Below are 24337 nucleotides of genomic sequence, written 5' to 3' on the forward strand. Positions count from 1 at the left end.
TTCTTCAGGACGCGGCCGAACCGGCGTCCACTGTTTGATATTGTGCAATTCGTTCCACCTCATTCGCGGAGCCAAGGATGACCGGCACGCGTTGATGATGGCCCGTTGGCTGGATATCGAGAATGCGGGTCGCACCGTCTGTGGCGGCACCGCCCGCCTGTTCCACCAAAAGCGCCATCGGGTTGGCCTCGTAGAGTAGGCGCAGTTTACCCCCCGCTGCGCGATTGTCGTCATCGGCCGGGTAGAGAAAGACACCGCCGCGGGTCAGGATGCGGTGCACTTCGGCCACCATGGAGGCGGTCCAGCGCATATTGAAATCGCGTCCACGTGGACCGGTGCTACCTGCCAGGCATTCATCCACATAGCGCCGCACTGCCGCGTCCCACAGGCGATAACGTGACGTGTTTATGGCAAATTCCGCCGTCTCTTCCGGGATCGTCATCTGCGGATGGGTCAGCCGGAAATCCCCGGTCCCGTATTCACAGGAAAACCCGTAGACGCCATTGCCCACGGTCAGGACGAACATCATGGTTGGCCCATAAATCGCGTAGCCCGAACAGAGCTGCGCGTGCCCGGGTTTCAGAACATCCCGGTCGCTGTCCGCCTCGGCAGTGCAAACCGAAAAGATTGAGCCGACGGACAGGTTGACGTCGATATTCGAAGATCCGTCCAGCGGGTCATAGAACAACAGATAATCGCCTTCTTCCGGCTCCTTGAGCCAGACCGCATCTTCGCGCTCTTCGCTGACCAGCGCGGCAAGACGCGGCGAGCTTTCGCAAATGCGGGCAAAGACCTCGTCGGCGATCACGTCGAGTTTCTTCTGGTCTTCGCCCTGCACATTGGTGTCCCCGGCAAGGCCATGGTTGCCCTCGAACGCCGCGTTGCGCAGCCGGTTGCCGATCACCCGGCAGGCCGAGGCGATGTCCTCGATCAGGAAAATGAGATTGGGATCAAGCCCGCCGGGCTCGGCATAGCGGGTCAGGAAGCGGCGTAGTGTGATCGGTTCGGACATGCTCAGAAACTCATCGTCGCGGTCACGGCCCGTTGCCATGCCGCATATTTTCGGTCGCGGTCCTCGCCCGCCATCGATGGCTCGAAACTCCGTTCCAGCGCCCATGTCGCGGCAAAGCCATCCATGTCAGGGTAAATACCTGCGCGGCTGCCCGCCAGCCAGGCCGCCCCAAGCGCCGTGGTCTCCAGCACTTTGGGCCGGTCCACGCGGGCGTCGATGATGTCGGAGAGAAACTGCATCGTGTAATCCGACGCGCTCATGCCGCCGTCTACGCGCAGCACCGCATCGCCTTTTCCGCCCATATCCGCCTGCATCGCTGCCAGCAGATCGCGGGTCTGATAGCCCACGCTTTCCAGCGCCGCACGGGCCAGTTCCGCAGGCCCGGAGCCACGGGTCAGGCCAAACACCGCGCCGCGGCATTCGGCATTCCAATAAGGCGCGCCCAGCCCGGTGAAGGCGGGCACCAGCACCACGTTCTGCGCGGCGTCGGCGGCGTCTGCCAATGGTTGGGTTTCCTTGGCCTCGCGGATGATCTTCAGCCCGTCGCGCAGCCATTGCACCACGGCACCGGCGATAAAGATCGAGCCCTCCAGCGCATAGGTCGGTTTGCCGTCCAGCTGATAGGCGATGGTGGTGAGCAGCCGGTTTTGCGACCGCACCGGCGTCTCGCCCGTGTTGATCAGCGCGAAACAGCCCGTGCCATAGGTCGATTTCAGCATGCCGGGTTCGAAACAGGCCTGCCCCAGGGTGGCGGCCTGCTGATCGCCCGCGATGCCCAGGATCGGGATGGGACGGCCAAAGAGATCGGGGCGCGCTTCGCCGAACTCAGACGCGCAATCGCGGACCTCGGGCAGCATGGAGATGGGGATGTTCAGCCTGTCGCAAATGGTCTGCGACCAGCGCCCTTTGCGAATGTCATAAAGCATGGTGCGCGCGGCATTGGTGGCGTCGGTCAGGTGCTGCTTGCCGCCGGTGAGGTTCCAGACGAGCCATGTATCCACCGTGCCAAAGACCAGCTCCCCGGCTTCGGCGCGCGCCCGCGCACCCTCGACATTGTCGAGCAGCCAAGCCAGTTTCGTGCCGCTGAAATAGGGGTCGAGCAGCAGCCCCGTGCGGTCGGTCACGACCTCCTCAAACCCGTCATCCTTCAGCGCCTTGCACATGGCCGAGGTGCGCCGGTCCTGCCAGACGATGGCGTTGTGGATGGGTTTGCCGGTTTTGCGGTCCCAAACCAGCGTGGTTTCGCGCTGGTTGGTGATGCCGATGGCGGCGATTTCGGCGCCGCCGGATTTCTCGATAGCGGCGCGGCAGGTCGCGGCAGTGGTGGCCCAGAGATCGCCCGGATCATGTTCAACCCAGCCGCTGTCGGGGAAATGCTGGGGGAACTCTTCCTGCGCCGAGGCGACAGCCTTCATCGCGCCGTCAAATAAAATCGCCCGTGTCGATGTCGTGCCCTGATCAATGGCCAGAATATGGGTCATGACCGCCTCTCCTCAAAGCGATGTTTGTCGGTGCCGCAATGGGCAAGTTGTCGTGGGAAGTGACTTGGTGGTCGAGGCCCAAAGAGGGCCCCGACCGGGGAGGAAGGCTTACTGCCAGGACGCGATCAGCTCGTCGTAGCTAACGGTCTTGGGCTCTTCGTCCTCGTTCTCAAGCTTGGCGTAAGGGGCGCCGGGCTGGGCGAACCAGTGCTCCGCATCCATCTCTTCGTTCAGCTTGGGACCGATGTCACCCTGGATACCGGCACGCTCCAGACGCTCAAGAACACGCTCCTGGTCGGCGCAAAGGCTGTCCAGCGCTTCCTGTGCGGTCTTGGCGCCGGACATGGCGTCACCGATATTCTGCCACCACAGCTGGGCCAGCTTCGGGTAATCCGGAACGTTGGTGCCGGTGGGCGACCATGCGACACGGGCGGGCGAACGGTAGAATTCGACCAGACCACCCAGTTTGTCGGCACGCTCGGTGAAGCTGTCATGCTGCACAGTGGATTCGCGGATGAAGGTCAGACCCACATGGGATTTCTTCACGTCCACGGTCTTGGAGGTGACGAACTGGGCATAGAGCCACGCGGCTTGCGCACGATCCACCGGGGTGGACTGCATCAACGTCCAGGAGCCAGCGTCCTGATAGCCGACCTTCTGGCCTTCTTTCCAGTAGACGCCATGCGGGCTGGGAGCCATGCGCCATTTCGGCGTGCCGTCCTCGTTCATCACCGGCAGGCCGGGCTTTACGGTATCGGCGGTAAAGGCGGTGTACCAGAACATCTGCTGCGCGACGTTGCCCTGCGCAGGGATCGGGCCTGCTTCGGAGAAGGTCATGCCTGCGGCAGCGGGGGGCGAGTATTTGTTCAGCCATTCGATGGCCTTCTCGACCGCGTAGACAGCCGCCGGAGAGTTGGTCGCACCGCCGCGGGCCACACAAGAACCGGTGGGCTGGGAGTTTTCGTTCACACGAATGCCCCATTCGTCCACGGGCAGACCGTTGGGCTCACCCACGTCTCCCATACCGGCCATCGACATCCAAGCATCGGTGTAGCGCCAGCCCAGCGAGGGGTCTTTCTTGCCGTAGTCCATGTTGCCAAAGACTTCGCCTTCGACACCCAGATGCGACAGGTCGCGACCGGTGAAGAATTCCGCGATGTCCTCATAGGCCGACCAGTTGACCGGAACGCCGAGATCGTAGCCATAGGCCGCTTTGAAGTCGGCCTTGTTCTTCTCGTCGTTGAACCAGTCATAGCGGAACCAATAGAGGTTCGCGAATTGCTGGGTCGGCATCTGGTAGACTTTGCCATCCGGACCGGTGGTGAAGCTCAGGCCGATGAAATCTTCCAGATCCAGCGTCGGCAGGGTCACCGCCGCGCCTTCGCCTGCCATCCAGTCGGTCAGGTTGCGCACCTGCTGATAGCGCCAGTGGGTACCGATCAGGTCGGAGTCATTGACATAGGCGTCATAGATGTTTTCGCCGGACTGCATCTGCGTCTGCAGTTTTTCGACCACGTCGCCTTCGCCAATCAGGTCATGGGTGACCTTGATGCCGGTGATCGCGGTAAAGGCCGGGGCCAGCACCTGGGATTCGTACTCATGCGTGGTGATGGTCTCGGAAACGACCTTGATCTCCATGCCTTCGAACGGCTTGGCCGCGTCGATGAAGAACTGCATCTCCGCTTCCTGCTCGGCGCGGCTGATCGACGACAGATCGCCGATTTCCGCATCGAGGAACGCCTTGGCGGCATCCATGTCGGCAAAGGCTGGTCCCGCAAGGACCAACAGCGCCGCTGTGGTGGATTTGAGGTTAAGGTTCATTGGTTTTACCCTCCCATTTTGAACCGATGAATGAGGAAGTTCGAAACGTGGCCGGGTCTCCTCCTGTCCCGGCCACGGGGGCCTGTGACTACACCCAGCGGAAGACCGCTGCGGCGTAGATCAGGCAGACGATGAGGGCGTAAGGTTGTTGCGCCCCAACGATCCCGAGCCAGGCCAGATTGATAAAAGCCGAGCCCAGAAGGGTGATGAAGAGCCGGTCGCCCCTCGTGGTTTCGATCCGCAGCAGCCCCACGCGGGGCGTTTCCGGGAATTTGATCGCGAGCACCGTGAAGGTGATCAGCAATGAGGCGATGACCATGAAGAAAATCGCGGTCGGCCAGGTCCATGCCATCCAGTCCATTGAAAGTCCTCCCTTGCTTCAGACTTACACACGACCCAGGGCAAAGCCCTTGGCGATGTAGTTGCGGACGAAGTAGATCACGAGCGCGCCGGGCACGATGGTCAGGATACCGGCGGCCGCCAGCACGCCCCAGTCGATGCCCGATGCCCCTTGGGTCCGGGTCATGATCGCGGCAATCGGTTTGGCGGCGACGGTGGTCAGCGTTCGGCTCAGCAGCAGTTCCACCCATGAGAACATGAAGCAGAAGAATGCGGCAACCCCGATGCCACTGGCAATCAGCGGCGTAAAGATCTTCACGAAGAAGGCGCCAAAGCTGTAGCCGTCGATATAGGCGGTTTCGTCGATCTCCTTGGGCACACCGCGCATGAAGCCTTCCAAAATCCACACCGCGAGCGGCACGTTGAACAGGGTATGCGCCAGCGCCACGGCGATATGCGTGTCGAACAGACCCACCGAGCTGTAGAGCTGGAAGAATGGCAGCGCGAAAACCGCGGGCGGCGCCATCCGGTTGGTCAAGAGCCAGAAGAACAGGTGCTTGTCGCCCATGAAGTGGTAGCGCGAGAAGGCATAAGCCGCCGGCAGCGCCACCGCGAGGGAAATCACCGTGTTCACCGTCACGTAGATGATCGAGTTCACATAGCCCATATACCAGGCCGGATCGGTGAGGATCGTGGCGTAGTTGGCGAATGTGAGATTGCGCGGGAACAGCGTGAACTCGTTCAGGATCTCGGTGTTGGTCTTCAGGCTCATGTTCAGCAGCCAGTAGATCGGCAGCAGAAGGAACAGGAGATAGAGGGTCATCACCACGAGACGGCTGTTGATCTTGGGCAGCGCACGCCTGCGGGACGCGGTTTGGTTTACGGTCATATCGGCCATGGGTCAGCCCTCCCGCTTATCAAGGTTGGTCATCACGGTGTAGAACACCCAGGAGATGAGAAGGATCACGAGGAAATACATGATCGAGAAAGCCGCCGCCGGTCCAAGGTCGAACTGTCCCAGCGCCATCTTGACGAGGTCGATCGACAGAAGCGTGGTGGCGTTGCCGGGGCCACCGCCGGTGACGACGAACGGCTCGGTATAGATCATGAAGCTGTCCATGAAGCGCAACAGGATCGCGATCATCAAGACGCCCGCCATCTTGGGCAGTTCGATGAAGCGGAACACTTTCCAGCGCGACGCCTGGTCGATCTTGGCCGCCTGATAATAGGCGTCGGGGATCGACTTCAGACCGGCAAAGGCCAGAAGCGCAACAAGCGAGGTCCAGTGCCACACATCCATCACGATGATGGTGATCCAGGCCGCAACGATGTCCTGCGTGTAGTTGTAGTTGATGCCGAGCGCATCAAGCGTGTAGCCCAGCAGACCAATGTCAACACGGCCAAAGATCTGCCAGATCGTGCCAACCACGTTCCATGGAATGAGCAGCGGCAGCGACATCAGCACAAGGCAGAAGGACGACCAAAAGCCGGATTTCGGCATGTTCAGCGCCACGAAGATGCCCAGCGGGATTTCGATGGCCAGAATGATGCCCGAGAACATGAGCTGGCGGCCAAGCGCGTCCCACATGCGTTCCGAGCGCAGCATTTCTTCGAACCATTCGAGCCCGGCCCAGAAGAACTGGTTATTCCCGAACGTGTCCTGCACGGAGTAGTTGACCACGGTCATCAGCGGGATCACCGCCGAAAAGGCCACCAGAAGCAGCATAGGCAGGACGAGAAACCATGCCTTTTGATTGACTGTCTTTTCCATTACTTCGCCCCCTCCCCGGAAGATTGCGCCACGGGGCGCGCGATTTGTGCGGATGCCTGATCGAGGAAACGGTCAACCATTTGGATCTGGCGTTCCATGATCTGTTGCGATGTCAGGATCGGACGGCCATCCATCACGCGACCTCCCCGCTGACGCGCCAGTCATTGGCGTAGACATTGACGCGGGTAGCATCAAAGGTGACGCGGTTCATATCGGCGCTGATATGGTCGTCTTCGCCCGCGATGATGTTGATGTCAGTGCCGAAGAATTCGGCCCGGACCAGCTTGTGGCGGCCCACATCCTCAACACGTCGCACCTTGACCGGCAGGCCCTCGGTCTGGCTCAGCTTGGCGAATTCCGGGCGTACGCCGATCTCGACCTTGCCGTCGAGCGGTTTATAGCCTTGGGCCAGCTCGACATAGGAGCCGTTCACATAAGCCTTGTTGCCGTCGATCTTTGCCGGGATCACGTTCATGCCGGGCGAGCCGATGAAATAGCCCACGAAAGTATGTTCGGGCCGCTCGAACAGCTCTTCGGGCGTGCCGATCTGTACCACGCGACCGTCATACATGACGACAACCTTGTCGGCGAAGGTCAACGCCTCGGTCTGGTCATGGGTCACATAGATCATGGTGTGACCGAAATCGTGGTGCAGCTGTTTCAACTGAGTCCGCAGCTCCCATTTCATATGCGGGTCAATCACGGTTAGCGGCTCGTCAAACAAGAGCGCGTTCACGTCCTTGCGCACCATGCCACGGCCCAGCGAAATCTTTTGCTTGGCATCGGCGGTCAATCCGCGCGCCTTGTTCCGCAGTGTCTCTTCCATGCCGATCATGCGTGCGATTTCCTGCACACGTGCCGCGACATAGGCCTCGTCGTGGCCGCGATTGCGCAGCGGGAAGGCTAGGTTGTCGTGCACCGTCATCGTGTCGTAGACCACCGGGAACTGGAACACCTGGGCGATGTTGCGCTCGGCGGTGGGGGCGTGTGTCACGTCCTGCCCGTCGAACAGGATGCGGCCCTGCGACGGGTGCAGAAGCCCTGAAATGATGTTGAGCAGCGTGGACTTGCCACAGCCCGACGAGCCGAGCAGCGCATAGGCTTCGCCGTCGGTCCAGTCATGGTTCAGTTCCTTCAGTGCAAAGTCATCTTCGCTGCCCGGGTTGGGCAGGTAGGAATGCGCGAGGTTATCAAGTGTGATCTTGGCCATGGTGTCCTCCCTCAGGCCGCAAGCGCATAGGCGGCGGGGGCCACCAGCTTGCCGTCTTCGCCAAAAATGTAGACATGGCGGGGGTCCAGCCAGACATCGAGCCGCGCACCCAGTTCCAGCTCATGAACCCCATGGATCAACCCGACCCAGCGTTCGCCGAAATGGTCCAGGTGAACAAAGGTTTCCGACCCGGTCAGCTCGGTCACCGACAGTTTCGTGGCGAATTGCATCGCGTTTGCCGAATGCTGGCTGATCTCAAGATGGTTCGGGCGGAACCCGGCGGTGTAGCGGCCATCGGCCAATTCGGCGAGCTTGCCGGTTGCCGCGGTGCTCTGACCATCGCCGAACATGATGCGGTCGCCAGTCTTGGAGATCGGCAGGAAGTTCATCGGCGGATCCGAGAAGACCCGCGCCGTGGTGGCATCCACCGGCTGGCGATAGACCGACGGGGTCGGGCCGAACTGGGTGATACGCCCTTCGGACAGGGTGGCGACATTGCCGCCCAGAAGCAGCGCCTCTTCCGGCTCTGTCGTAGCATAGACAAAGATCGAGCCCGAGGCCTCAAAGATTTTCGGAATCTCGACCCGCAGCTCTTCGCGCAGCTTGTAATCGAGGTTCGCGAGCGGCTCGTCGAGCAGTACAAGCCCGGCATTCTTGACCAGCGCGCGCGCCAAAGCGCAGCGCTGTTGCTGACCGCCCGACAATTCCAGCGGCTTGCGCTCCAGCATCGGGGTCAGCTTCATCAATTCTGCGGTTTCGCGGACGCGGGCCTCGATCTCGGCCTTGTTCGCGCCCATCAGCTTCATCGGCGAGGCGATGTTGTCATAGACACTCATCGTCGGGTAGTTGATGAACTGCTGGTAAACCATCGCCACCTTCCGGTCCTGAACGCGCTGGCCGGTGACATCCTGATCGTTCCAGATCACCTGTCCCGTGGCGGGCACATCGAGCCCGGCCATCAGCCGCATCAGCGATGTCTTGCCCGACAGGGTCGGTCCAAGCAGCACATTCATCGTGCCCTTTTCCAGCGTCAGATCCGTCGGGTAGATATGTGTCTGCCCCTCGACGGTCTTTGATACGCCTCTCAATTCGAGCGTCATCAGGTCCTCCTCCTTATTCCGCCGCCGCGGGTGTGGAATGGCGACGTTGCGCCATCCACTTATCGAGCGCCTGGGTTTGCTCGGCCGTCAGCCGCAGCCCCAGCTTGTTGCGCCGCCAGATCACGTCCTCTGCCGTGCGCGCATATTCATGTGTCATGAGCCAGCGGATCTCGGTCTCGGTCAGCGTGGCGCCGAATTCCTGCCCAAGATCAGTGGCTTGCTTTGCATCGCCCAGAATGCCTAGGGCCTCTGTGCCATAGGCGCGTACCAGCCGCAGCGCCCAGAAATCGTTCAGGAACGGAAAACGGGACTGCAGATCGGCCACCAGACGCGCCACCCCATCGACCGGAAAATCCCCGCCGGGCAGTGCGACGCCAGCGGTCCATTTGCCCTTGGTCAGTGTCAGGTGTTCCCCGATTTTCTCCATCGCGCTTTCCGCGAGGCGGCGATAGGTGGTGATCTTGCCGCCAAAGATATTCAGCACCGGCGCGCCTGCGCTGGTATCAACCTTGAGCGTATAGTCCCGCGTTGCCGCCGTGGCGCTGCTTGCGCCGTCATCATAAAGCGGGCGAACGCCGGAATAGGTCCAGACCACATCGTCGCGGGTCAGCTGCTGTTTGAAATACTGGTTGGCAAAGCCAAGCAGGTAATCCTGTTCCTCGGGCGTGCAATCCGGTTTGACCGAGGGATCAGAATGTTCGGCATCCGTGGTGCCGATCAGGGTATAGTCGGTCTCATAGGGGATCGAAAAGATGATCCGCCCGTCCGCTCCCTGAAAGAAATAGCATTTGTCGTGATCGTATAGCTTGCGGGTCACGATATGGGAGCCGCGGACCAGCCGCACACCTTCACGCGAATTCAGCCGCACCTTGGTCTGGATGATGTCCCCGACCCAGGGTCCGCCCGCGTTGACCAGCATCCGGGCATAAAAAGTCCGCAGATGGTTGTTTTCGGTATTGCGCGTTTCAATGCGCCATAGCCCATTTTCGCTTGTCGCACTGACAACCTGTGTACGGGTCATGACATGCGCGCCGCGTGCTTCGGCGTCGCGGGCATTGAGCACCACAAGGCGCGAATCCTCAACCCAGCAGTCAGAATATTCATAGGCCTTGGCAAAACGATCCTGCAGCGGCGCGCCCTCTTTCGAGCCGCTCAGCTCCACGGTCGACGTCCCCGGCAGGATCTTGCGCCCGCCCAGGTGGTCATACATAAACAGCCCCAACCGGATGAGCCAAGCGGGCCTGCGCCCTTTCATCCACGGCATGAAGAGGCTGAGAAGTTTGGAAGTCGGCGTATCCGACTCAAACCGCATATCTTTATGATAAGGAAGCACAAAACGCATCGGCCAGCTGATATGTGGCATCGCCTTCAAAAGCGTTTCCCGCTCGATCAGCGCCTCGCGTACCAGCCGGAATTCGAAATATTCCAGGTACCGCAACCCGCCATGAAACAGCTTGGTCGATGCCGACGATGTCGCCGAGGCAAGGTCGTTCATTTCCGCCAATGTCACCGATAGCCCACGCCCCGCCGCGTCCCGGGCGATGCCGCAGCCATTGATGCCGCCGCCAATGATGAACAGGTCCGTGATTTCCGTGTCGGTCGGGTGTGCCACGCGATTCTCCTCCAAGCGCGTTGTGCCACATTTGTGACGAAATCGCAGGAAGATCGCAACACAAAAATTTTCGTTTATGTTCGATTCTGAGCTTACTGGGGAATATCAACGGCTTACCCCAACGTCAATTTGCGCGAGATCAGACAGAACAGAGCCAACCTGGGGAATTTTTGTTGCCTTTCTATTCGTTTTTCGCGAAGCTCTTGCCCCAACGCCGCACAGATCCGGCCGTAAACGATATTGGGAGACAAGGCCGATCATGTCGCAAACATTCCGCCATCCCGAAATTCTTGAGATCGTGCGCCGCGAAGGCAAGGTTACGGTCGAGGGGCTTGCCCGGCATTTTGACGTGACGCTTCAGACCATTCGCCGGGATCTGACGGATCTTGCCGATGCGGGGCGTCTGGAACGGGTGCATGGCGGCGCGGTCCTGCCGTCGGGCACAACCAATATCGGCTATGAAGAGCGCCGCTCGCTCAAGTCCGACGAAAAGCGCGCCATGGCCCGCGCATGTGCAGCGGAGATCCCGAACGGCATTTCGCTGTTTCTCAATATCGGCACGTCAACCGAGGCCGTCGCGCAAGAGCTGATGCATCATGAAAACCTCATGGTTGTCACCAACAACATGAACGTGGCCAATATCCTTGCCGGGAACCGCGATTGCGAAATCATCGTAACCGGCGGACAATTGCGCCGCGCCGATGGCGGGCTGGTTGGCAATCTGGCCGCGGAAACAATCCGCCAGTTCAAATTCGATCTGGCCGTGATTGGCTGTTCCGCGCTGGATCGCGAAGGCGACCTTTTGGATTTCGACATTCAGGAGGTCAGCGTCAGCCAGGCCATCCTGCGCCAGTCCCGCAAGACATATTTGGTCGCCGACCAGTCGAAACTTTCACGCAGCGCCCCGGCCCGGATTGCCTCACTCGCTGATATTGACACGTTTTTTACCGATCGGCCCTTGCCCGCGGACCTGGCCACGTCATGTGATGCCTGGCGGACGAAACTTGTTGTCGCTGACCGGTGACGCGGTCAGATTGCAATCTCTGCCAGATCGGGAAGGAGTTGCAGTGAGCACCATTCATTGGTGCCTTCGCAGAGTTTGACTTTTCTTTGGGCACCTCAAAAAATTGCTGTCGCGTTGCCCTTAAAACTGAGACACGACGGGGAGTGGACGGAACATGGGGGTCATGTGGCGCGTTTGCTGTTTGCAACCGTCAGGCGACCGTCGAGGACGGCGGCCCGTGTGATGGCAACTCGGTGAGCCCCTTTTGGTGACCACCTCATCCTTCTGCGCTTTCCCATGCGGGAATTGGCAATGTCATCGACTGATCCTTCGGCACGAGAAGACGAGATGGGCAGCCCTTTACGGTACCGTCGGCCATAGTCGACAAGGGATTCCATGTTGTTCGCGAGATAGGTGTACAGTGTCTCGCAGCGGACCTGCACGCGAGCGGCAGCGGTGCGGACAGCCAGAGGTTCTTCCGCAAGGCGGGCGCAATCGTGCATGAGCCCCTTCAGATAAGTTTCCGCGACACGTGCTCTGCCGTGCCAAAGCCACCAGCGGAGGCTTTTCGCAGGGCGCTGGAACAGCACTGGATTGCCGGCAAAACTTTGTGTCTGGACGAGCCCCTGAACGGCTGCCTCGACATGCTGCACACGCATGGAGATGTGCCACCAGTCGAGAATATGCTTCACCGGGGCGTCGCCGTTGGTGGCATTTCGGATCAGATTTGGCAAAGCTGGCTCGCCGTCCGAGATCACCGTCAACAGACGGCCTGGCTTCCATCCGAAGTCTGACAGCTCGTCTCGCATTCGGCTGCCTGGCGATGCCGTCGCATTGGCGACCAAGCCAAATCGTCGGCACATATTGCGGCTTTCAATCTTACCGACTACAAGATCCAGGTGTCGCTGCTGATACTCCGGTCGACAGCTGTCGCGTTGCCCTTAAATCTGAAACACGACGCGTTCGGGGATATTTTTTGCCCTTAATTATGAGATTCGACTGCCATCGCGCCTATGCTTTTCGCGCGCCTTTGCGCGATATGATCAACCGCAACAAGCAGACGTGGCTCCTTCTCGAAGGCGCGCAATAGAGCAACCCTTGCATAGTCGTCGATGCTGTGGATGGCGATGGCTGCCTTAGCCAAGGGATAAGACCGAGCAGCGGCGATTGCGGCAAGACAGAACAGCCTCACTTCCGATCTGGGGTTCTGGAGAGCGAACGACGGATCCCCGCGGAAGGTTTTGAGTGACATGGCAAAGGCGACTGCACGCATTGCGCGCCGAAGTGGTCTGGGGCCGCGTGATCGCGCGGCGCACTCAAGCATCCCTGCCCCACGACGCGCTCGGTATGTCAGTTTCTCGGATACTTGTTCGTCGTCTGCTTTGCCGAGGGTCTGCACAAGTCTCGCCCCGCAAACCTGGCAGTCGAATGCCCAGGCCCGCCTCCAATGCTTGAGCGAAAGGCCCTCTCGGGAGCATTGCGGGCAATGCTGGAATGGCATCTGGGCTGTCAGCGAGGCTTCTCGTGGCGTCATTATTGGAAAGGTCAAAGATCGCACGACGTCTGGGGCGACACGTGCAGCGCTGGCAATCTTCTCTGCCGCCACCGCTTCGATGTTGAGGTCCAAGGCGGTGCTATGCGCGGTATCGATCTTGATATGAGCCAGCAGTTCGGCGTCATCACAGTAGTTGGCCGCAGCCAACCGAGACAACCAACCTGACAACAACTCGTCTGGCAGCGGCGCGACAGTCTTGGGCAGCGGGTGCGGCTTCACACCCCGGACTTCTCGAGCCGCCGATGGGGGTTCGCATGGCGCGACCAAACCGGCGTCCATTTTACGATTGCGTCATCGGTGATGCATTCATCACCTGTTACAATGGCGTCGATGGAAAGATCCTTGATCAGGGCGAAAATGCGCGAGGTCACCCCACCGGTCAGTGCAAGTATCTGCTTGAGTGACTTGACCTTCAGATTGGATTTCTTCTCGAGGGGCATTGCCGCGATGAGTGTCTGGATCATGGCGGAAGGCTATTATTGAGAGACAGCCAGGCATCGAGACGGTCTGAAACGGTCCGAATCGTACGAATTTCCGCGCGCATTCGGGTTTCCTGCACTGTCCGAGACAGGATTCGAACCCAAATCTCAACCAGGTCATCGTCTCTCCGCAAGGCATCCCGAAACTCATGTGTTGGAAGCAATGCGACTTCGCTGGCTTCACGTGCCGCAGCTTCGCAATGATAGTGTGCAGAATGGAGCGATGCTTCGGCAAGAACTTCACCGCGACGCGCGACATGGAGGGTCAAGACGGTTCCTTGTTCAGTCACCCGGCGCAGTGCAACCGCTCCGAAGTTTACCCGGATCATGACTTTTACCGGATCACCTACTGAAAAGAGGCTCTGGCCAGGTGACAACCGGCGGGTCATCGCACTGGCGAAAATATCGTCAAGCGCGCTAGACATGATTGCTATCATATGAGGCTTGCTGCGCACGTGTCACAAAGAGGGTGACCCAGAATGCGCCAGGAGAACCCCAGTGAAACCAATCCACCTTTTGTTTGTCGCAGCCATTGGCTTGCCTTCGCCCGCGATCACGCAAAGCATGAGCGCCCACGATGGCATGAATCACGGGAGCTCTGATCACACGATGATGGTGCAAGGTTCTTCGTCTGCGGGGAATGCCCCGACCCAAGGCGGACAAGCGGCGTTCGCCGCCATTCAGGAGATCGTGATGATTCTCATGTCTGACCCGGCGACCAATTGGGATCGAGTGGATGTTTCGGCGCTCAGGCAACATCTTGTCGACATGAACAATGTGACGATGCGTGCGGATGTAGAGGCAGAGGCGATCGACGGCGGCGCGCGTTTTGTTGTTTCCTCCCCCGATGCAAACGTCGTCGCATCGATCCGGCGCATGTCGTTTGCACATGCCGCGACCATGAACGGCACGGAGGGCTGGGATTTCACGGTGAAGGAAACAGACAAGGGTGTGGCCTTCACGGCAACCGGTGATGCTCCGCGCATCCGCTCTCTTGGATTTGTTGGCCTTATGACCGTGGGCGCGCACCATCAGCAGCACCACCTCGCACTCGCTCGAGGCGATATGCGCCACTAGCGATACTTGAGGCGGTATCACCATCGGCGACACGGATTGAGCGCTAAACAACCGCGAACTGCCCCATCATGCCGCCATCTTCATGCTCGAGGATGTGACAGTGAAACATGAACGGCAAGGCTTCACTGGCGGGCTGATCAAACCTCATCAAGAGTTCGGCGCGACCATCAATCAGGACCGTGTCCTTCCAACCGGTGTTCTGTGGATTCGGTGCGCGGCCGTTTTCGCTAAGCACTTGGAACGTCACACCGTGCACGTGGAATGGGTGCATCATCATGTTTGCCGACACGGACCACCGCTCCAATGCTCCACGCTGGATGGTGAAATCCGTGCGTCGCATATCGAACGACCGGCCGTTGATCGAAAACCGGTTCGAACTCCGGCGCATCATCATCCCCGGCCCCATCCCCATATCCAGTGTTACTTTGCGGCGAGTTGCTTTGGTTTCGTCCATATCAGGCCGCGATCCACCGAGGTCTAGGGGAAGTGCAGCGATACGCGCATTGAGCGCTGTGTCCACTTTGAACGGAAGTATTTCGAATGGTGGTCCGGCCGCTCGATGGCCGCCCATCATGCCGCCACCCATCATCCCCATGTTTGTGCTTTGTTGGCTTATAAGCGACACATCTTTCCCGTCCCCGAAATCCACAAGAACCTCATAGCGTTCGCCTGGTGAAAGGGTCAGTTCGTTCAACTCGATGGGTTTGTCGAGCAAACCGGTATCCGTAGCTACCAGATGCATTGCGCGATCATCGGACATTGAAAGCGTGTAAATCCGGGCATTCGATCCGTTCAACAGGCGAAGTCGCACGATGCCTCGGGGCACCATTGCCGTTGCGCTGACCTGGCCATTGATGAGCATCGTGTCGCCAAGGAATCCCATCATCTGGTCCGGCATCGACAAGCTGTAGTCCATGCGGCCGCGCCTATCAAAACGCCGATCCTGAAGAACGAGGGTCAGATCATCGATGCCATAGGTCGACGGCAAGCCCCTTTCATCATCCAACCCATCGCTAAGCTGAAGAACACCTGCCAGCCCCATGTGGACCTGACGCGCGGTTTCGCCGTGAATATGAGTGTGATACCAAACCGTCGCTGACGCCTGGTCGACGGGTAATTCCGGTGACCATGTGGCCCCGGGTGCAATGGGTTGGTGCGGTCCGCCATCGACATCACCAGGGATGACCAAACCGTGCCAATGTACGGACATCGCTTCGTTCAGGCGATTTTCTACTTCGGCCTGAACCGCGCCCTTGTTAGCGACGCGCACGGTTGGACCCAGAAAGGCTTGGTTGAAACCCCAGGTTTCTGTCGCTGTATTTCCCAGGAAGTTCGTTTGGCCCGATTGGGCCGCAAGCCGAAATCGCCCCGTACCTGTCGCATCCAGAAGCGGAGGCATGGCAAGGGGACCCGCCTCACGGTTCGCCCAGGAAAGCTTCGGGATGAACGTTGCAACGGCGCCAGCGCCGAGACCGGTAATCAGACCGCGTCGAGTGATCATTAACTGAATTCCTTACTGCTTGGCATCATGTGTGTTCGAGTGGCGATCTTTGCCGCTCAACTCTTCCAGGATTGGACAGTCGGGGCGATGATCACCGGCACACTCTTCAGACAGGCGCGTGAGCGTGGCGTGCATGGCCTGCAGGTCGGCGATCTTGGCCTCAATTTCATTGAGATGTTTTCCGGTGACTTTCTTGACCTCTGCACTGGCGCGGGACTTGTCCTCGTAAAGCGCAAGCAGCGTCCGGCAATCTTCAATGGTGAAGCCCAAAGCGCGCGCACGTGCCAGAAAGGTCAGTTTGTGAACATCGGCATCGTTAAATACCCGATATCCGTTCGTTTCACGCTTGGGTTTGACCAGACTGATGTCCTCATAATACCGGATCGTCTTTGCGGGCAGGCCGGACTGGCGTGCAACATCTCCAATGTTCATGCTTTTCTCCTTTATTCCGCCGGGGCGGGAACCGCTTGCACGGCTTCCCTACCCCTGGTTTCATTTTCGTCAAGAAGTGGTGCCACGCGGCGCAGTCTCAGGGCGTTCGTCAGAACAAATACCGAAGAAAGCGCCATCGCACCTGCTGCCAGAACCGGCGAAAGCATCAGCCCGAACGCCGGGTACAAAACGCCCGCGGCCACCGGGATCAGCGCGGTATTGTAACTGAACGCCCAGAACAGGTTCTGACGGATGTTACGCATCGTGCGCGTTGAAACTTCGAACGCATTGACCACGCCTCGCAGGTCGCCGGACATGAGAACAACATCGGCGGATTCGATGGCGACATCTGTTCCGGTCCCGATGGCGATGCCCACATCCGCATGGGCGAGCGCCGGGGCATCGTTTATGCCGTCACCTACGAAAGCGATTTTCTGCCCGCCTGCCCTGAGCCGGTCGAGTGCTTCGACTTTTCCGTCCGGCAGCACACCCGCAACGACATGATCGATTCCGGTTTCCGCCGCGATCGCATCGGCTGTCTGCTGTTTGTCACCGGTAATCATCGCCACTTTCAAGCCTTGGCGATGCAGCGCTTCGATTGCTTCGCGGCTGCTGGCTTTTACAGGGTCAGAGACCCCGATTACGGCAGCGATCCGTCCTCCGATTGCAGCATAAAGCGCCGTGCGTCCACGTTTCGCCAGATCGATTTCGGCTTCTGCGAGCGTTCCCGGGTCAATCCCTTCACGAAGCATGAACCTGTCGGCCCCGACCAGAACTTCGACACCGTCCACATCTGCTTTCACACCATAGCCCGTGACGGACTGAAACCCGGAGGCTTTGACATCAGCAGCCTTCTCGACTAGCGCCGCGCGTACAATCGCCTGGGCGATCGGATGCTCGGACTTTTCTTCGACCGCCGCGACTTGCGCCAGCACCGCTGTACGCTGAAACCCGTCTGTCAGGATGACATCGGTAAGTTCGGGGCGGCCTTGCGTAACAGTGCCGGTCTTGTCGAGCGCCACAACCCCGACCGAGGTTAGCTGTTGCAGGGCATCCCCCTTGCGAAACAAAACGCCCATTTCGGCCGCGCGCCCGGTGCCCACCATGATTGAAGTCGGCGTGGCCAGCCCCATCGCGCACGGGCATGCTATGATCAGAACCGACACCCCGGCAACCAACGCAAAGGTAAGCGCCGGATCTGGCCCCACAAACAGCCAGACAAGGACTGTCAGCAACGCAACCCCCATGACCGCGGGAACAAACCAGAGGGTGATCCGGTCCACGAGCCCCTGAATCGGAAGTTTCGCGCCCTGCGCCTCTTCTACCATCCGGATAATCTGTGCCAGCGTAGTGTCCGCCCCAACGCGTGTGGCGCGAAATTGGATACTCCCAACTCCGTTGACCGTCCCACCAGTAACCGCGTCACCCGGCGCCTTTGCCACGGGAACCGGCTCGCCGGTGATCATGCTTTCGTCAAGGTGGCTCACGCCATCTGTGACTTCGCCGTCCACGGCAATGCGCTCTCCGGGGCGCACTTGAACCGTATCGCCAACCCTCAGTTCTTCGATGGCCAACTCAATCGGTTCTCCATCCCGAAGAACCCGCGCCGTGCGGGCCTGCAGGCCCAGGAGTTTCTGTATCGCGGCGCCAGTGCGTCCTTTTGCACGCGCCTCCAGATACCGGCCGACTAATATCAGCACGACGATGACCGCCGCCGCCTCAAAATACACCGCCCGCACCGATGCAGGAAGAACTGCGGGCAGGAACGTCGCAACCACCGAATAAGCATAGGCTGCACCTGTACCGACCGCGACAAGGCTGTTCATGTCAGGCGCACCCTTCAAAAGCGAAGGAAAGCCCTTGAGATAGAAAAACCGACCCGGCCCCAACAAAACCGCCGTGGTCAGGGCGAACTGAATCAGCCAGCTTGTCTGGTGGCCGATCGCGCGACCGATCCATTCATGCATGCCTGGAACAAGATGCGCGCCCATTTCGAGCAGAAACACCGGCAGTGCCAAAGACGCCGCCAGGATCGTTCGTCGGGCGATTTCACGAGCCTCTTCTTCCTTGCGGGCAGCACGATCCAACGACGCATCCGCCTCGGCAATCTCGGCTGGATAACCAGCCTGTGTAGCGGCTTTGGCAAGCGCCGCAGCATCCGTTGCTCCCTCAAGGTAGGAAATAGTGGCAGTCTCCGACGCGAGGTTAACGTTCACGTCGAGAACGCCAGGCACGGCGGCCAGCGCCTTGTCAACGCGGCCAACGCAGGACGCGCAGGTCATCGAGGCGACATTGAGCGTTACACTGGCGCGACGTGCTGGATAACCCGCCTCGTCAAGTGTCCCTGCGATTTCGCGCAGCCGTTCCGGCGCATCGACTGACACACGGGCGGTCTCATTGGCCAGATTTACCGAAACATCGTCCACGCCCTCCAGGGAACCAAGCGCGCGATCCACGCGCCCGACACAGGACGCACAGGTCATCGATTCAATGGACAGCGTTGCGCTTGTTGGGTTGGTCATTGTCGTCTCCGATTCCGGCTTTCAACCTTACATCTAGGGATTCCAGTTACTGTAAGGTCAAGGGCGAGAGAGAAATATGTTCAACAGAGCGAAACCGACTTGACCCTCCCCCTACTGGAGCCCCCATATCCCGAAAAGACATCAAGATTAGGAGCCAATCATGGAATTCAGTGTTCCCGAAATGAGCTGCGGGCATTGCACGGCCGCAATTGAAAAAGCCGTCAAGGATGTAGATCCAGCGGCAACGGTTAATTGCGATCTCGACACCCGTCGTGTGGCCGTTGATACCTCCCTTTCACAGGCGGATGTGAGCCTGGCGATCAAAGCGGCAGGGTACGAGTCTGAACCTGCCGCTGCTTGAAAAACTGCCGCCTCAGGATCAGACTTGAGGCGGCACGTCCGTTCTTTCACTCGTCCCGGCCGAACCGGGCGTCGGAAACATAGATCTCCAGTTCGGATTGCTCCACGAAACCTGGTACCAAAGCATCACCAATCACGAATGATGGCGTACCGTTGAAACCTAGGGCCTGTGTCAGGCGCATGGAAGACGCAATGTGCTCTTGCACTTCCGGTGCCTCCATGTCCCGACGAAGCTGGCCGATATCAAGACCCACCTCTTTCGCGATGCGCAGAACCGATGCCTCTTCGGCGCGGCCGCTCATCCCCATCATGGCCCAGTGGAATTCTTCGTATTTGCCCTGGTTGCGCGCGGCCAGGGCTGCTTTGGCCGCAAACACTGATCCGTCCCCCAAGATCGGCCACTCTCGGTAGACAAGCCGCACATTCGGGTCGCCATCAAGCAGGCCCTGAACTTGCGGCATGGCCCTGCGGCAGAAAGAACAATTGTAATCGAAGAACTCAACAACCGTCACATCTCCATCCGGATTACCTAGAACCGGTGCATTGGGGTCTTGTTCCAAAAGGTTCCTTTGGTTGATCAGAACCTCAGCTTGCGCAGATGCTTGGGCGCCTGCCTGCTGTTGTTCAAGGATGGCGACCGCCTCCATCACGATTTGCGGATTTGCGCGGATTGTCTCAAGAACCAGCTCTCGTACGCGCGCTTCATCCAGTCCATCGGCATAGGCCGTGAAAGGTGCCATGATTGCCAGCGTAAGCGCCGCAATTCCTTGTCTGAATCTCATTTCAGTTTCCTCCCCGTTCATTATCGAAACGTGTTCGTTCAGCCTGGAGCTGACGCTGACGCTCAGGCCAGGTTGATTGGATAAACGCTAGAATGCTCCAGATTTCTTCGTCGCCCAGATCATCGCCAAATCCCGGCATGCCGCTGTCAAACTCAACCCCTTGGTCGGCCAAAACAGCTTTCCCGCCACGCTTCGTGTAGTCAAAAAGCATTCGATCTGCGTGGTGCCATGTGTGCCCGGTCTCATCATGCGGAGGGGCGGGCAATCGCCCGTCCTCTCCCGGTGAGCGCCAGTCTTGTTGCCCCTCGAGATTATCGCCATGGCATGACGCGCAATACTCGCCATACAAAGCCTGTCCAACTTGGATGTCTGGTTCGTTGGGAGCGGTTATGGATTGGGGGCTGCTTTCTTGCGAGACAACCCACCCGGTCGCTCCTATGAGGACGATAGCCGCCGCACCGAGCAAAATGGTTGGTTTGTTCATGATACGTCGATCCATGTCATCATGCCCGAAGCCGCATGTGAGAGCATGTGGCAGTGGAAAAGCCACTTGCCCGGGTTGTCCGCGACAAATGCGATTTCGCGCGTTTCACCGCCAAACATCAAAACCGTATCCCGCAAAGGCCCTACCGAACCATCCTTCAGCAACTCACGAAAATGCATGCCATGAAGATGCATCGCGTGCGGAAACGACGTGTCATTGTAAATTTCCAGACGTGCGGTTTCTCGACGCGATAAACGGGCAAGTGGAGCGTCGGTCATGCCGACCGCCCCGTTGAATGCCCAGAACTGGTTGGCCTGCGCGAGTTGGCGAAAGGAATTGCGCTCACCGTTTAGCTCTGCGGCATTCAGGCCACCCATCGCCCCACCTTCCATGTTCAGGCGCAACCGTCGTGCTGTTTCAACACCCTCTATTTCCATGTTCGGGTTGGGCGGAAGTGGCACCGGATCAGCGCGCGACGTTGCAGCCGCGTCGCCGGCAACCGTGAAAGTCGTTTGCGAATACTGCTGCTGGTCATCAATTCGGACGAGATGAGCCATATCTCCGGACTCGGCAACAACATCAACGAAAAGATCGACCCGCTCTCCCGGGGACAGCAAGAATGCCCCTTCAACCAACTCCGGCTTTGCCAAAGGCATACCGTCGTAAGCCATCACCCAACCTTTCAACCCAGCAAGGCCCAGTTCGAAAATCCGGGCGTTCGCCGCGTTGATCAAGCGCAAGCGAAGTCGCTCGTTGCGCTTGACTGGCAATGTGAAACCGGACGTGCCATTGGTCGCTATGTAATTGCCCCGCCGGCCCGCATGACTGCGATCGTGCGGAGCCTCAAATTCCGGATCGATTTGGGCCGTTTTCGGGTCAAGAAGCCAATCATCAAGTATCAGCACCTCGTCACGGTCAACGTCCGCCGCAACCGGTTCTTCGACAATCAACGCACCATAAAGCCCTCTGGCAACCTGTTCAAAAGAGCGATTATGAGCATGAAACCAGAAAGTTCCCGCATCAGGGGCAACGAAATCGTAGTCAAAGCTTTTTCCCGGCTCCACCGCATCTTGGGTGAGACCTGCAACTCCGTCCATAGCATTGTCGATCCGAAGCCCATGCCAATGGACAGAGCTTGCTTGCGGCAGCTCGTTGACAAACCGTCTCGCAACGCGCTCACCTTGTTTTGCCCGGATCGCAGGTCCCGGCATTTGCCCGTCATATCCCCAAATCTCAGTCTGCGGATACGCTGACGGCGCCAACTGTACTCTAGCTGGTCGAGCCGTCATCACGGCCATCTCTTCCGAAGCAGCAAATCCCGCATTCGGCAGTGCTCCGAGTAATCCCACTGCGCCGCTTGCTTGCAGAAATTCCCGCCGTGTTTGTGGCATGTCGTCCCTTTCGTTTTTGCGGGCAGTCTGGGACCGCCCACAATCTTGTCACCCACCAGAATGATCATCCATCAAATAGGTTGCGATGGCCTGTCGATCTGCATCCGTCAGGAATTGCGTTCCTTGAAGAACAACCTCACCCATTGAACCACCGAAGGCGTCTCCGCTGGGCGTAATTCCCGTCTTCAGGGCGTAGGCGAGCGCATCCACTGTCCAGTCACGAGACTGGAGCGTTTCATGGTCGATCGCCGGCGCTTTGTTGCCTCCTGGAAGAGATGGGTTGCCGGCGAAATGCTCGTCATCGGAGTTTCGAGCGCCAAGGATGTTTCTGCCTGTGTGGCAGGCCGCGCAATGCGTCGCTCCTTCGACGAGTTCCCGCCCACGGTTCCAGACAAGGTCGTTACCTTCTATCGGGGCTGTCCGAGGTGGCTCAAGAAATGCCGCGCGCCACAGTTTCAGACCCCATCGTTGATTAAACGGAAACGCCATTTGATGACTTGGGGCCGGTTGAGACACCGCAGGGACGGTCTGAAAGGCCGCCCAAAGATCTGCAATGTCCTGATCTGTGAAATTCGCATAAAACGGATAGGTGAAGGCCGGGTAGTACGGCTCTCCCTCGGGCGAGATGCCCTGCCGAACCGCTTTTGCAAACTCCTCGATTGTCCAATCACCGATGCCACGCTCCGGATCGGTGGTCAGGTTTGCGGAAAAGAGTGCCCCGAAGGGCGTGTCCAACTTCACACCACCCGCAAGTGGAGCGCCGCGGTCCTCAAAATCAGTGTGGCACGCAATGCAACCGCTTGCACGCGCGAGATAGGCGCCCCGATCCACGTCACCTATCAACTCGATTGGATCGGGTTTCAGGCCTATCGGCCAAATCACCAGTGTTCCAAGCCCAACGATGCCCAGTAACGCTACGCCGGAACCAAATAAGACAATTCGCTTCATCTTATTTTGACTCCGCACGGAATTTTGTATGACAGGCCGAGCAAACCTGACTGACCATTGCGAAGGCGCCATCCACCGGCATACCCGCAATGTCGTCAGCCGTCATCGACCCCTGCATCATTCCACCGCCCATCATGGTGCCGCCACCCATCATCGAACTGCCGCCCATCATTGCGCCAGAAGACATGCCACTTTGGGTGCCTGCCATCATGCCGTTGTTGGCCGCTCTCGCCAGTCCGTCAGCATAGATCTCAAGTTGCTCGGCCAATTCGGTGAATTCGTTCCAGTTGGTCCAGACCGCATCCCTGGTTTCCGACGGGGCACCGCCACTGCCTTCCGGGAAAAGCTCTGTGAGATCAGCGCCTGCGTGATTTCCAATCGTTTTTGCTACCGAACGAACAGTGGCGGCATTGAATTCGATTTCGCCACGCATCATTGGGGTGATCGCTTTAACAGCTTTTCCCATGGCGCTCATGGCATCCATGCGTTCTTTGACAATTCCGGTAGCGCCGCCATGAGCGTAGGCGGCGAGCGCGGCCGAGGTGAAAACAAAAGCGGTAATTACGGTGAGTTTTTTCATCGGTTTGGTCCTTGATCTGTATGAGTTGATGTATCTGCAATCAGGACCGAACGCGCGGAGGTGGTGGATCAGACAAAGCCAACCAGCTTTCGCGTGAATGGCTGGTGAAAGAAAATGGCAAGGGGGTTTCGGCACTTGCGACTGTAAAGTTCGGTTGCAGCGTTAGAACGGCGGTCACGTAACAGTCCAAGCCGGGATGGCAGTGACCAGAAATCTCCGCGAAATCTGCGTCATGCGCACCCCGGTGGGACTTCTCGTGCTCTCCGGCAATGGCGAATTCAACTTCGGGATGCGCGCGCACCGCTTCAGGAAGCGCCAGAAAAACACCAAGCACAGTCACAACGACAACACGGACTAGAAGACTTACCTGATTTCCTCTCGAAAGATGCATCAGTTGATCCCGTTCTCCCGTTGAAGCTCGCGCACGTAGCGCGCAATGTATTTCACGTCTGCTTGGGTCAGCCCTTTGACCGGAGGCATGTTTCCGAACTTCCAGTGGTGCGCGCGCACGCCGTTTTTAGCGGCCAAAACGAATGCCATGTCTGAATGGTGGCTTGGCTCGTAAATCTTGTGAACCAACGGAGGTGCGACACCGTTCTGGCCTGCCGCATTTTCACCGTGGCAGTCCGCGCATTTTGCCTCGAATGCACGCTTGCCGAACTCCGCTTCAGCAGACAAATTGGCTGGCATGCGAAGCTCAACGATTGGTTCGCCCTGGGCGATCCGGCTTGTGTCCGGTGTCACCATCGAATGACCCTGAGTGGCGGGTGCGGGTTGCAGAAACTGCAACACTGCCACGGCCAAACCCGCAAGCAAGACCCCTCCAACGAACAGACCAGGTTTATTCATTTGTCGTCCTTTTCCCGTCTTGGGGCGG

The 24337-nt window shown here is 58.8% G+C and carries 26 protein-coding genes and 1 pseudogene; 3 read left to right on the forward strand and 24 right to left on the reverse strand.

Annotated elements, in window-relative coordinates; genetic code table 11:
- Positions 1–4: 4 nt before the first annotated feature.
- The 10 genes from Q0864_RS14900 to glpD form a co-directional block, all read right to left on the reverse strand.
- Complete coding sequence (locus tag Q0864_RS14900; RefSeq protein WP_363317626.1) at positions 5–1051, reverse strand: class 1 fructose-bisphosphatase; 1047 nt, start codon at positions 1049–1051, stop codon at positions 5–7.
- Entirely contained in the window at positions 1015–2493 is a 1479-nt protein-coding gene (gene glpK / locus Q0864_RS14905; RefSeq protein ID WP_298571252.1) for a glycerol kinase GlpK, read from the reverse strand. The genes Q0864_RS14900 and glpK overlap by 37 nt, the downstream gene beginning before the upstream one ends.
- A gap of 108 nt (positions 2494–2601) precedes the next feature.
- Positions 2602–4314: an ABC transporter substrate-binding protein gene (locus Q0864_RS14910; protein WP_298571254.1), complete on the reverse strand. Its 1713-nt coding sequence runs from the start codon at positions 4312–4314 to the stop codon at positions 2602–2604.
- Between the two features lie 88 nt (positions 4315–4402).
- Positions 4403–4675: a DUF2160 domain-containing protein gene (locus Q0864_RS14915; protein ID WP_298571256.1), complete on the reverse strand. Its 273-nt coding sequence runs from the start codon at positions 4673–4675 to the stop codon at positions 4403–4405.
- A gap of 24 nt (positions 4676–4699) precedes the next feature.
- Positions 4700–5551 carry a carbohydrate ABC transporter permease gene (locus Q0864_RS14920; RefSeq protein WP_298571258.1) on the reverse strand — a complete coding sequence of 284 codons (852 nt, stop codon included), beginning with the start codon at positions 5549–5551 and terminating at the stop codon, positions 4700–4702.
- Between the two features lie 3 nt (positions 5552–5554).
- Positions 5555–6424, reverse strand: a complete 870-nt coding sequence (locus tag Q0864_RS14925; protein WP_298571260.1) for a sugar ABC transporter permease — start codon at positions 6422–6424, stop codon at positions 5555–5557.
- Positions 6424–6558, reverse strand: coding sequence for a hypothetical protein (locus Q0864_RS14930; RefSeq protein ID WP_298571262.1), 135 nt, complete (start codon positions 6556–6558; stop codon positions 6424–6426). Before Q0864_RS14930 ends, Q0864_RS14925 begins: the two co-directional genes overlap by 1 nt.
- Entirely contained in the window at positions 6558–7634 is a 1077-nt protein-coding gene (locus tag Q0864_RS14935) for an ABC transporter ATP-binding protein (RefSeq protein ID WP_298571264.1), read from the reverse strand. The genes Q0864_RS14930 and Q0864_RS14935 overlap by 1 nt, the downstream gene beginning before the upstream one ends.
- 11 nt (positions 7635–7645) lie before the next feature.
- Positions 7646–8734, reverse strand: coding sequence for an ABC transporter ATP-binding protein (locus Q0864_RS14940; RefSeq protein WP_298571266.1), 1089 nt, complete (start codon positions 8732–8734; stop codon positions 7646–7648).
- Between the two features lie 13 nt (positions 8735–8747).
- Positions 8748–10346, reverse strand: coding sequence for a glycerol-3-phosphate dehydrogenase (gene glpD / locus Q0864_RS14945; RefSeq protein WP_298571268.1), 1599 nt, complete (start codon positions 10344–10346; stop codon positions 8748–8750).
- Positions 10347–10605: 259 nt separating this feature from the next.
- Here glpD and Q0864_RS14950 point away from each other — a divergent pair, with 259 nt between their 5' ends.
- Positions 10606–11370: a DeoR/GlpR family DNA-binding transcription regulator gene (locus tag Q0864_RS14950; RefSeq protein WP_298571270.1), complete on the forward strand. Its 765-nt coding sequence runs from the start codon at positions 10606–10608 to the stop codon at positions 11368–11370.
- A 161-nt stretch (positions 11371–11531) separates the two neighbouring features.
- Here the strand turns inward: Q0864_RS14950 and Q0864_RS14955 are convergent.
- The 4 genes and pseudogenes from Q0864_RS14955 to Q0864_RS14970 form a co-directional block, all read right to left on the reverse strand.
- Positions 11532–12275 (reverse strand): annotated as a pseudogene (locus tag Q0864_RS14955) (ISKra4 family transposase); the annotation flags it as partial.
- Between the two features lie 56 nt (positions 12276–12331).
- Complete coding sequence (locus tag Q0864_RS14960; RefSeq protein WP_298571272.1) at positions 12332–13123, reverse strand: TniQ family protein; 792 nt, start codon at positions 13121–13123, stop codon at positions 12332–12334.
- On the reverse strand, positions 13120–13368 hold the full coding sequence (locus Q0864_RS14965; RefSeq protein ID WP_298571274.1) for a hypothetical protein: 249 nt from the start codon (positions 13366–13368) through the stop codon (positions 13120–13122). The genes Q0864_RS14960 and Q0864_RS14965 overlap by 4 nt, the downstream gene beginning before the upstream one ends.
- Positions 13365–13808: a Crp/Fnr family transcriptional regulator gene (locus Q0864_RS14970; protein ID WP_298571276.1), complete on the reverse strand. Its 444-nt coding sequence runs from the start codon at positions 13806–13808 to the stop codon at positions 13365–13367. The genes Q0864_RS14965 and Q0864_RS14970 overlap by 4 nt, the downstream gene beginning before the upstream one ends.
- Before the next feature lie 139 nt (positions 13809–13947).
- Between Q0864_RS14970 and Q0864_RS14975 the strand changes: the two genes are divergently transcribed.
- Positions 13948–14460 (forward strand): hypothetical protein, encoded by a 513-nt coding sequence (locus Q0864_RS14975; RefSeq protein ID WP_298571278.1) that lies wholly within the window; start codon positions 13948–13950, stop codon positions 14458–14460.
- Positions 14461–14503: 43 nt separating this feature from the next.
- On the opposite strand, the gene Q0864_RS14980 is transcribed toward Q0864_RS14975, so the two are convergent.
- The 3 genes from Q0864_RS14980 to Q0864_RS14990 are packed head-to-tail and all read right to left on the reverse strand — an operon-like array spanning position 14504 to position 18915.
- Positions 14504–15961, reverse strand: coding sequence for a multicopper oxidase domain-containing protein (locus Q0864_RS14980; protein ID WP_298571280.1), 1458 nt, complete (start codon positions 15959–15961; stop codon positions 14504–14506).
- A gap of 12 nt (positions 15962–15973) precedes the next feature.
- Positions 15974–16393 carry a Cu(I)-responsive transcriptional regulator gene (gene cueR / locus Q0864_RS14985; protein ID WP_298571282.1) on the reverse strand — a complete coding sequence of 140 codons (420 nt, stop codon included), beginning with the start codon at positions 16391–16393 and terminating at the stop codon, positions 15974–15976.
- Positions 16394–16404: 11 nt separating this feature from the next.
- On the reverse strand, positions 16405–18915 hold the full coding sequence (locus tag Q0864_RS14990) for a heavy metal translocating P-type ATPase (RefSeq protein ID WP_298571284.1): 2511 nt from the start codon (positions 18913–18915) through the stop codon (positions 16405–16407).
- Positions 18916–19075: 160 nt separating this feature from the next.
- On the opposite strand from Q0864_RS14990, the gene Q0864_RS14995 reads away from it, so the two are divergent.
- Entirely contained in the window at positions 19076–19276 is a 201-nt protein-coding gene (locus tag Q0864_RS14995) for a heavy-metal-associated domain-containing protein (RefSeq protein ID WP_298571286.1), read from the forward strand.
- Positions 19277–19322: 46 nt separating this feature from the next.
- On the opposite strand, the gene Q0864_RS15000 is transcribed toward Q0864_RS14995, so the two are convergent.
- From Q0864_RS15000 to Q0864_RS15030, 7 genes are read right to left on the reverse strand one after another with little or no spacing between them, the layout of a single operon-like run.
- Positions 19323–20057, reverse strand: a complete 735-nt coding sequence (locus Q0864_RS15000) for a DsbA family protein (RefSeq protein WP_298571288.1) — start codon at positions 20055–20057, stop codon at positions 19323–19325.
- Between the two features lies 1 nt (position 20058).
- Entirely contained in the window at positions 20059–20541 is a 483-nt protein-coding gene (locus Q0864_RS15005) for a cytochrome c (RefSeq protein WP_298571290.1), read from the reverse strand.
- Complete coding sequence (locus Q0864_RS15010; RefSeq protein ID WP_298571292.1) at positions 20538–21932, reverse strand: multicopper oxidase family protein; 1395 nt, start codon at positions 21930–21932, stop codon at positions 20538–20540. Before Q0864_RS15010 ends, Q0864_RS15005 begins: the two co-directional genes overlap by 4 nt.
- Positions 21933–21980: 48 nt before the next feature.
- Entirely contained in the window at positions 21981–22880 is a 900-nt protein-coding gene (locus Q0864_RS15015; RefSeq protein ID WP_298571510.1) for a cytochrome c, read from the reverse strand.
- 1 nt (position 22881) lies between these two features.
- The gene (locus Q0864_RS15020) at positions 22882–23460 is read right to left on the reverse strand and encodes a cytochrome c (protein ID WP_298571294.1); all 579 of its coding nucleotides are present in this window, start codon (positions 23458–23460) and stop codon (positions 22882–22884) included.
- 40 nt (positions 23461–23500) lie between these two features.
- Complete coding sequence (locus Q0864_RS15025) at positions 23501–23851, reverse strand: hypothetical protein (protein ID WP_298571296.1); 351 nt, start codon at positions 23849–23851, stop codon at positions 23501–23503.
- Entirely contained in the window at positions 23851–24309 is a 459-nt protein-coding gene (locus Q0864_RS15030; RefSeq protein ID WP_298571299.1) for a cytochrome c, read from the reverse strand. Before Q0864_RS15030 ends, Q0864_RS15025 begins: the two co-directional genes overlap by 1 nt.
- Between the last annotated feature and the right edge of the window lie 28 nt (positions 24310–24337).

This window comes from uncultured Aliiroseovarius sp. (assembly GCF_947497285.1).
GTDB lineage: Bacteria > Pseudomonadota > Alphaproteobacteria > Rhodobacterales > Rhodobacteraceae > Aliiroseovarius.

Excerpts from the sequence above, each read along its gene's own strand:
- Q0864_RS14925 (WP_298571260.1), bottom strand. The coding sequence starts at position 6,424 with ATGGAAAAGACAGTCAATCAAAAGGCATGGTTTCTCGTCCTGCCTATG.
- Q0864_RS15020 (WP_298571294.1), bottom strand. The coding sequence starts at position 23,460 with ATGAAAAAACTCACCGTAATTACCGCTTTTGTTTTCACCTCGGCCGCG.
- Q0864_RS15000 (WP_298571288.1), bottom strand. The coding sequence starts at position 20,057 with ATGAGATTCAGACAAGGAATTGCGGCGCTTACGCTGGCAATCATGGCA.
- Q0864_RS14910 (WP_298571254.1), bottom strand. The coding sequence starts at position 4,314 with ATGAACCTTAACCTCAAATCCACCACAGCGGCGCTGTTGGTCCTTGCG.
- Q0864_RS15025 (WP_298571296.1), bottom strand. The coding sequence starts at position 23,851 with ATGCATCTTTCGAGAGGAAATCAGGTAAGTCTTCTAGTCCGTGTTGTC.
- Q0864_RS14935 (WP_298571264.1), bottom strand. The coding sequence starts at position 7,634 with ATGGCCAAGATCACACTTGATAACCTCGCGCATTCCTACCTGCCCAAC.
- Q0864_RS15030 (WP_298571299.1), bottom strand. The coding sequence starts at position 24,309 with ATGAATAAACCTGGTCTGTTCGTTGGAGGGGTCTTGCTTGCGGGTTTG.
- Q0864_RS14900 (WP_363317626.1), bottom strand. The coding sequence starts at position 1,051 with ATGGCAACGGGCCGTGACCGCGACGATGAGTTTCTGAGCATGTCCGAA.
- Q0864_RS14950 (WP_298571270.1), top strand. The coding sequence starts at position 10,606 with ATGTCGCAAACATTCCGCCATCCCGAAATTCTTGAGATCGTGCGCCGC.
- Q0864_RS15010 (WP_298571292.1), bottom strand. The coding sequence starts at position 21,932 with ATGCCACAAACACGGCGGGAATTTCTGCAAGCAAGCGGCGCAGTGGGA.
- glpK (WP_298571252.1), bottom strand. The coding sequence starts at position 2,493 with ATGACCCATATTCTGGCCATTGATCAGGGCACGACATCGACACGGGCG.
- cueR (WP_298571282.1), bottom strand. The coding sequence starts at position 16,393 with ATGAACATTGGAGATGTTGCACGCCAGTCCGGCCTGCCCGCAAAGACG.
- Q0864_RS15015 (WP_298571510.1), bottom strand. The coding sequence starts at position 22,880 with ATGAAGCGAATTGTCTTATTTGGTTCCGGCGTAGCGTTACTGGGCATC.
- Q0864_RS14920 (WP_298571258.1), bottom strand. The coding sequence starts at position 5,551 with ATGGCCGATATGACCGTAAACCAAACCGCGTCCCGCAGGCGTGCGCTG.
- Q0864_RS14980 (WP_298571280.1), bottom strand. The coding sequence starts at position 15,961 with ATGATCACTCGACGCGGTCTGATTACCGGTCTCGGCGCTGGCGCCGTT.
- Q0864_RS14970 (WP_298571276.1), bottom strand. The coding sequence starts at position 13,808 with ATGTCTAGCGCGCTTGACGATATTTTCGCCAGTGCGATGACCCGCCGG.
- Q0864_RS15005 (WP_298571290.1), bottom strand. The coding sequence starts at position 20,541 with ATGAACAAACCAACCATTTTGCTCGGTGCGGCGGCTATCGTCCTCATA.
- Q0864_RS14975 (WP_298571278.1), top strand. The coding sequence starts at position 13,948 with ATGAGCGCCCACGATGGCATGAATCACGGGAGCTCTGATCACACGATG.
- Q0864_RS14940 (WP_298571266.1), bottom strand. The coding sequence starts at position 8,734 with ATGACGCTCGAATTGAGAGGCGTATCAAAGACCGTCGAGGGGCAGACA.
- Q0864_RS14995 (WP_298571286.1), top strand. The coding sequence starts at position 19,076 with ATGGAATTCAGTGTTCCCGAAATGAGCTGCGGGCATTGCACGGCCGCA.
- Q0864_RS14990 (WP_298571284.1), bottom strand. The coding sequence starts at position 18,915 with ATGACCAACCCAACAAGCGCAACGCTGTCCATTGAATCGATGACCTGT.
- Q0864_RS14965 (WP_298571274.1), bottom strand. The coding sequence starts at position 13,368 with ATGATCCAGACACTCATCGCGGCAATGCCCCTCGAGAAGAAATCCAAT.
- Q0864_RS14915 (WP_298571256.1), bottom strand. The coding sequence starts at position 4,675 with ATGGACTGGATGGCATGGACCTGGCCGACCGCGATTTTCTTCATGGTC.
- Q0864_RS14930 (WP_298571262.1), bottom strand. The coding sequence starts at position 6,558 with ATGGATGGCCGTCCGATCCTGACATCGCAACAGATCATGGAACGCCAG.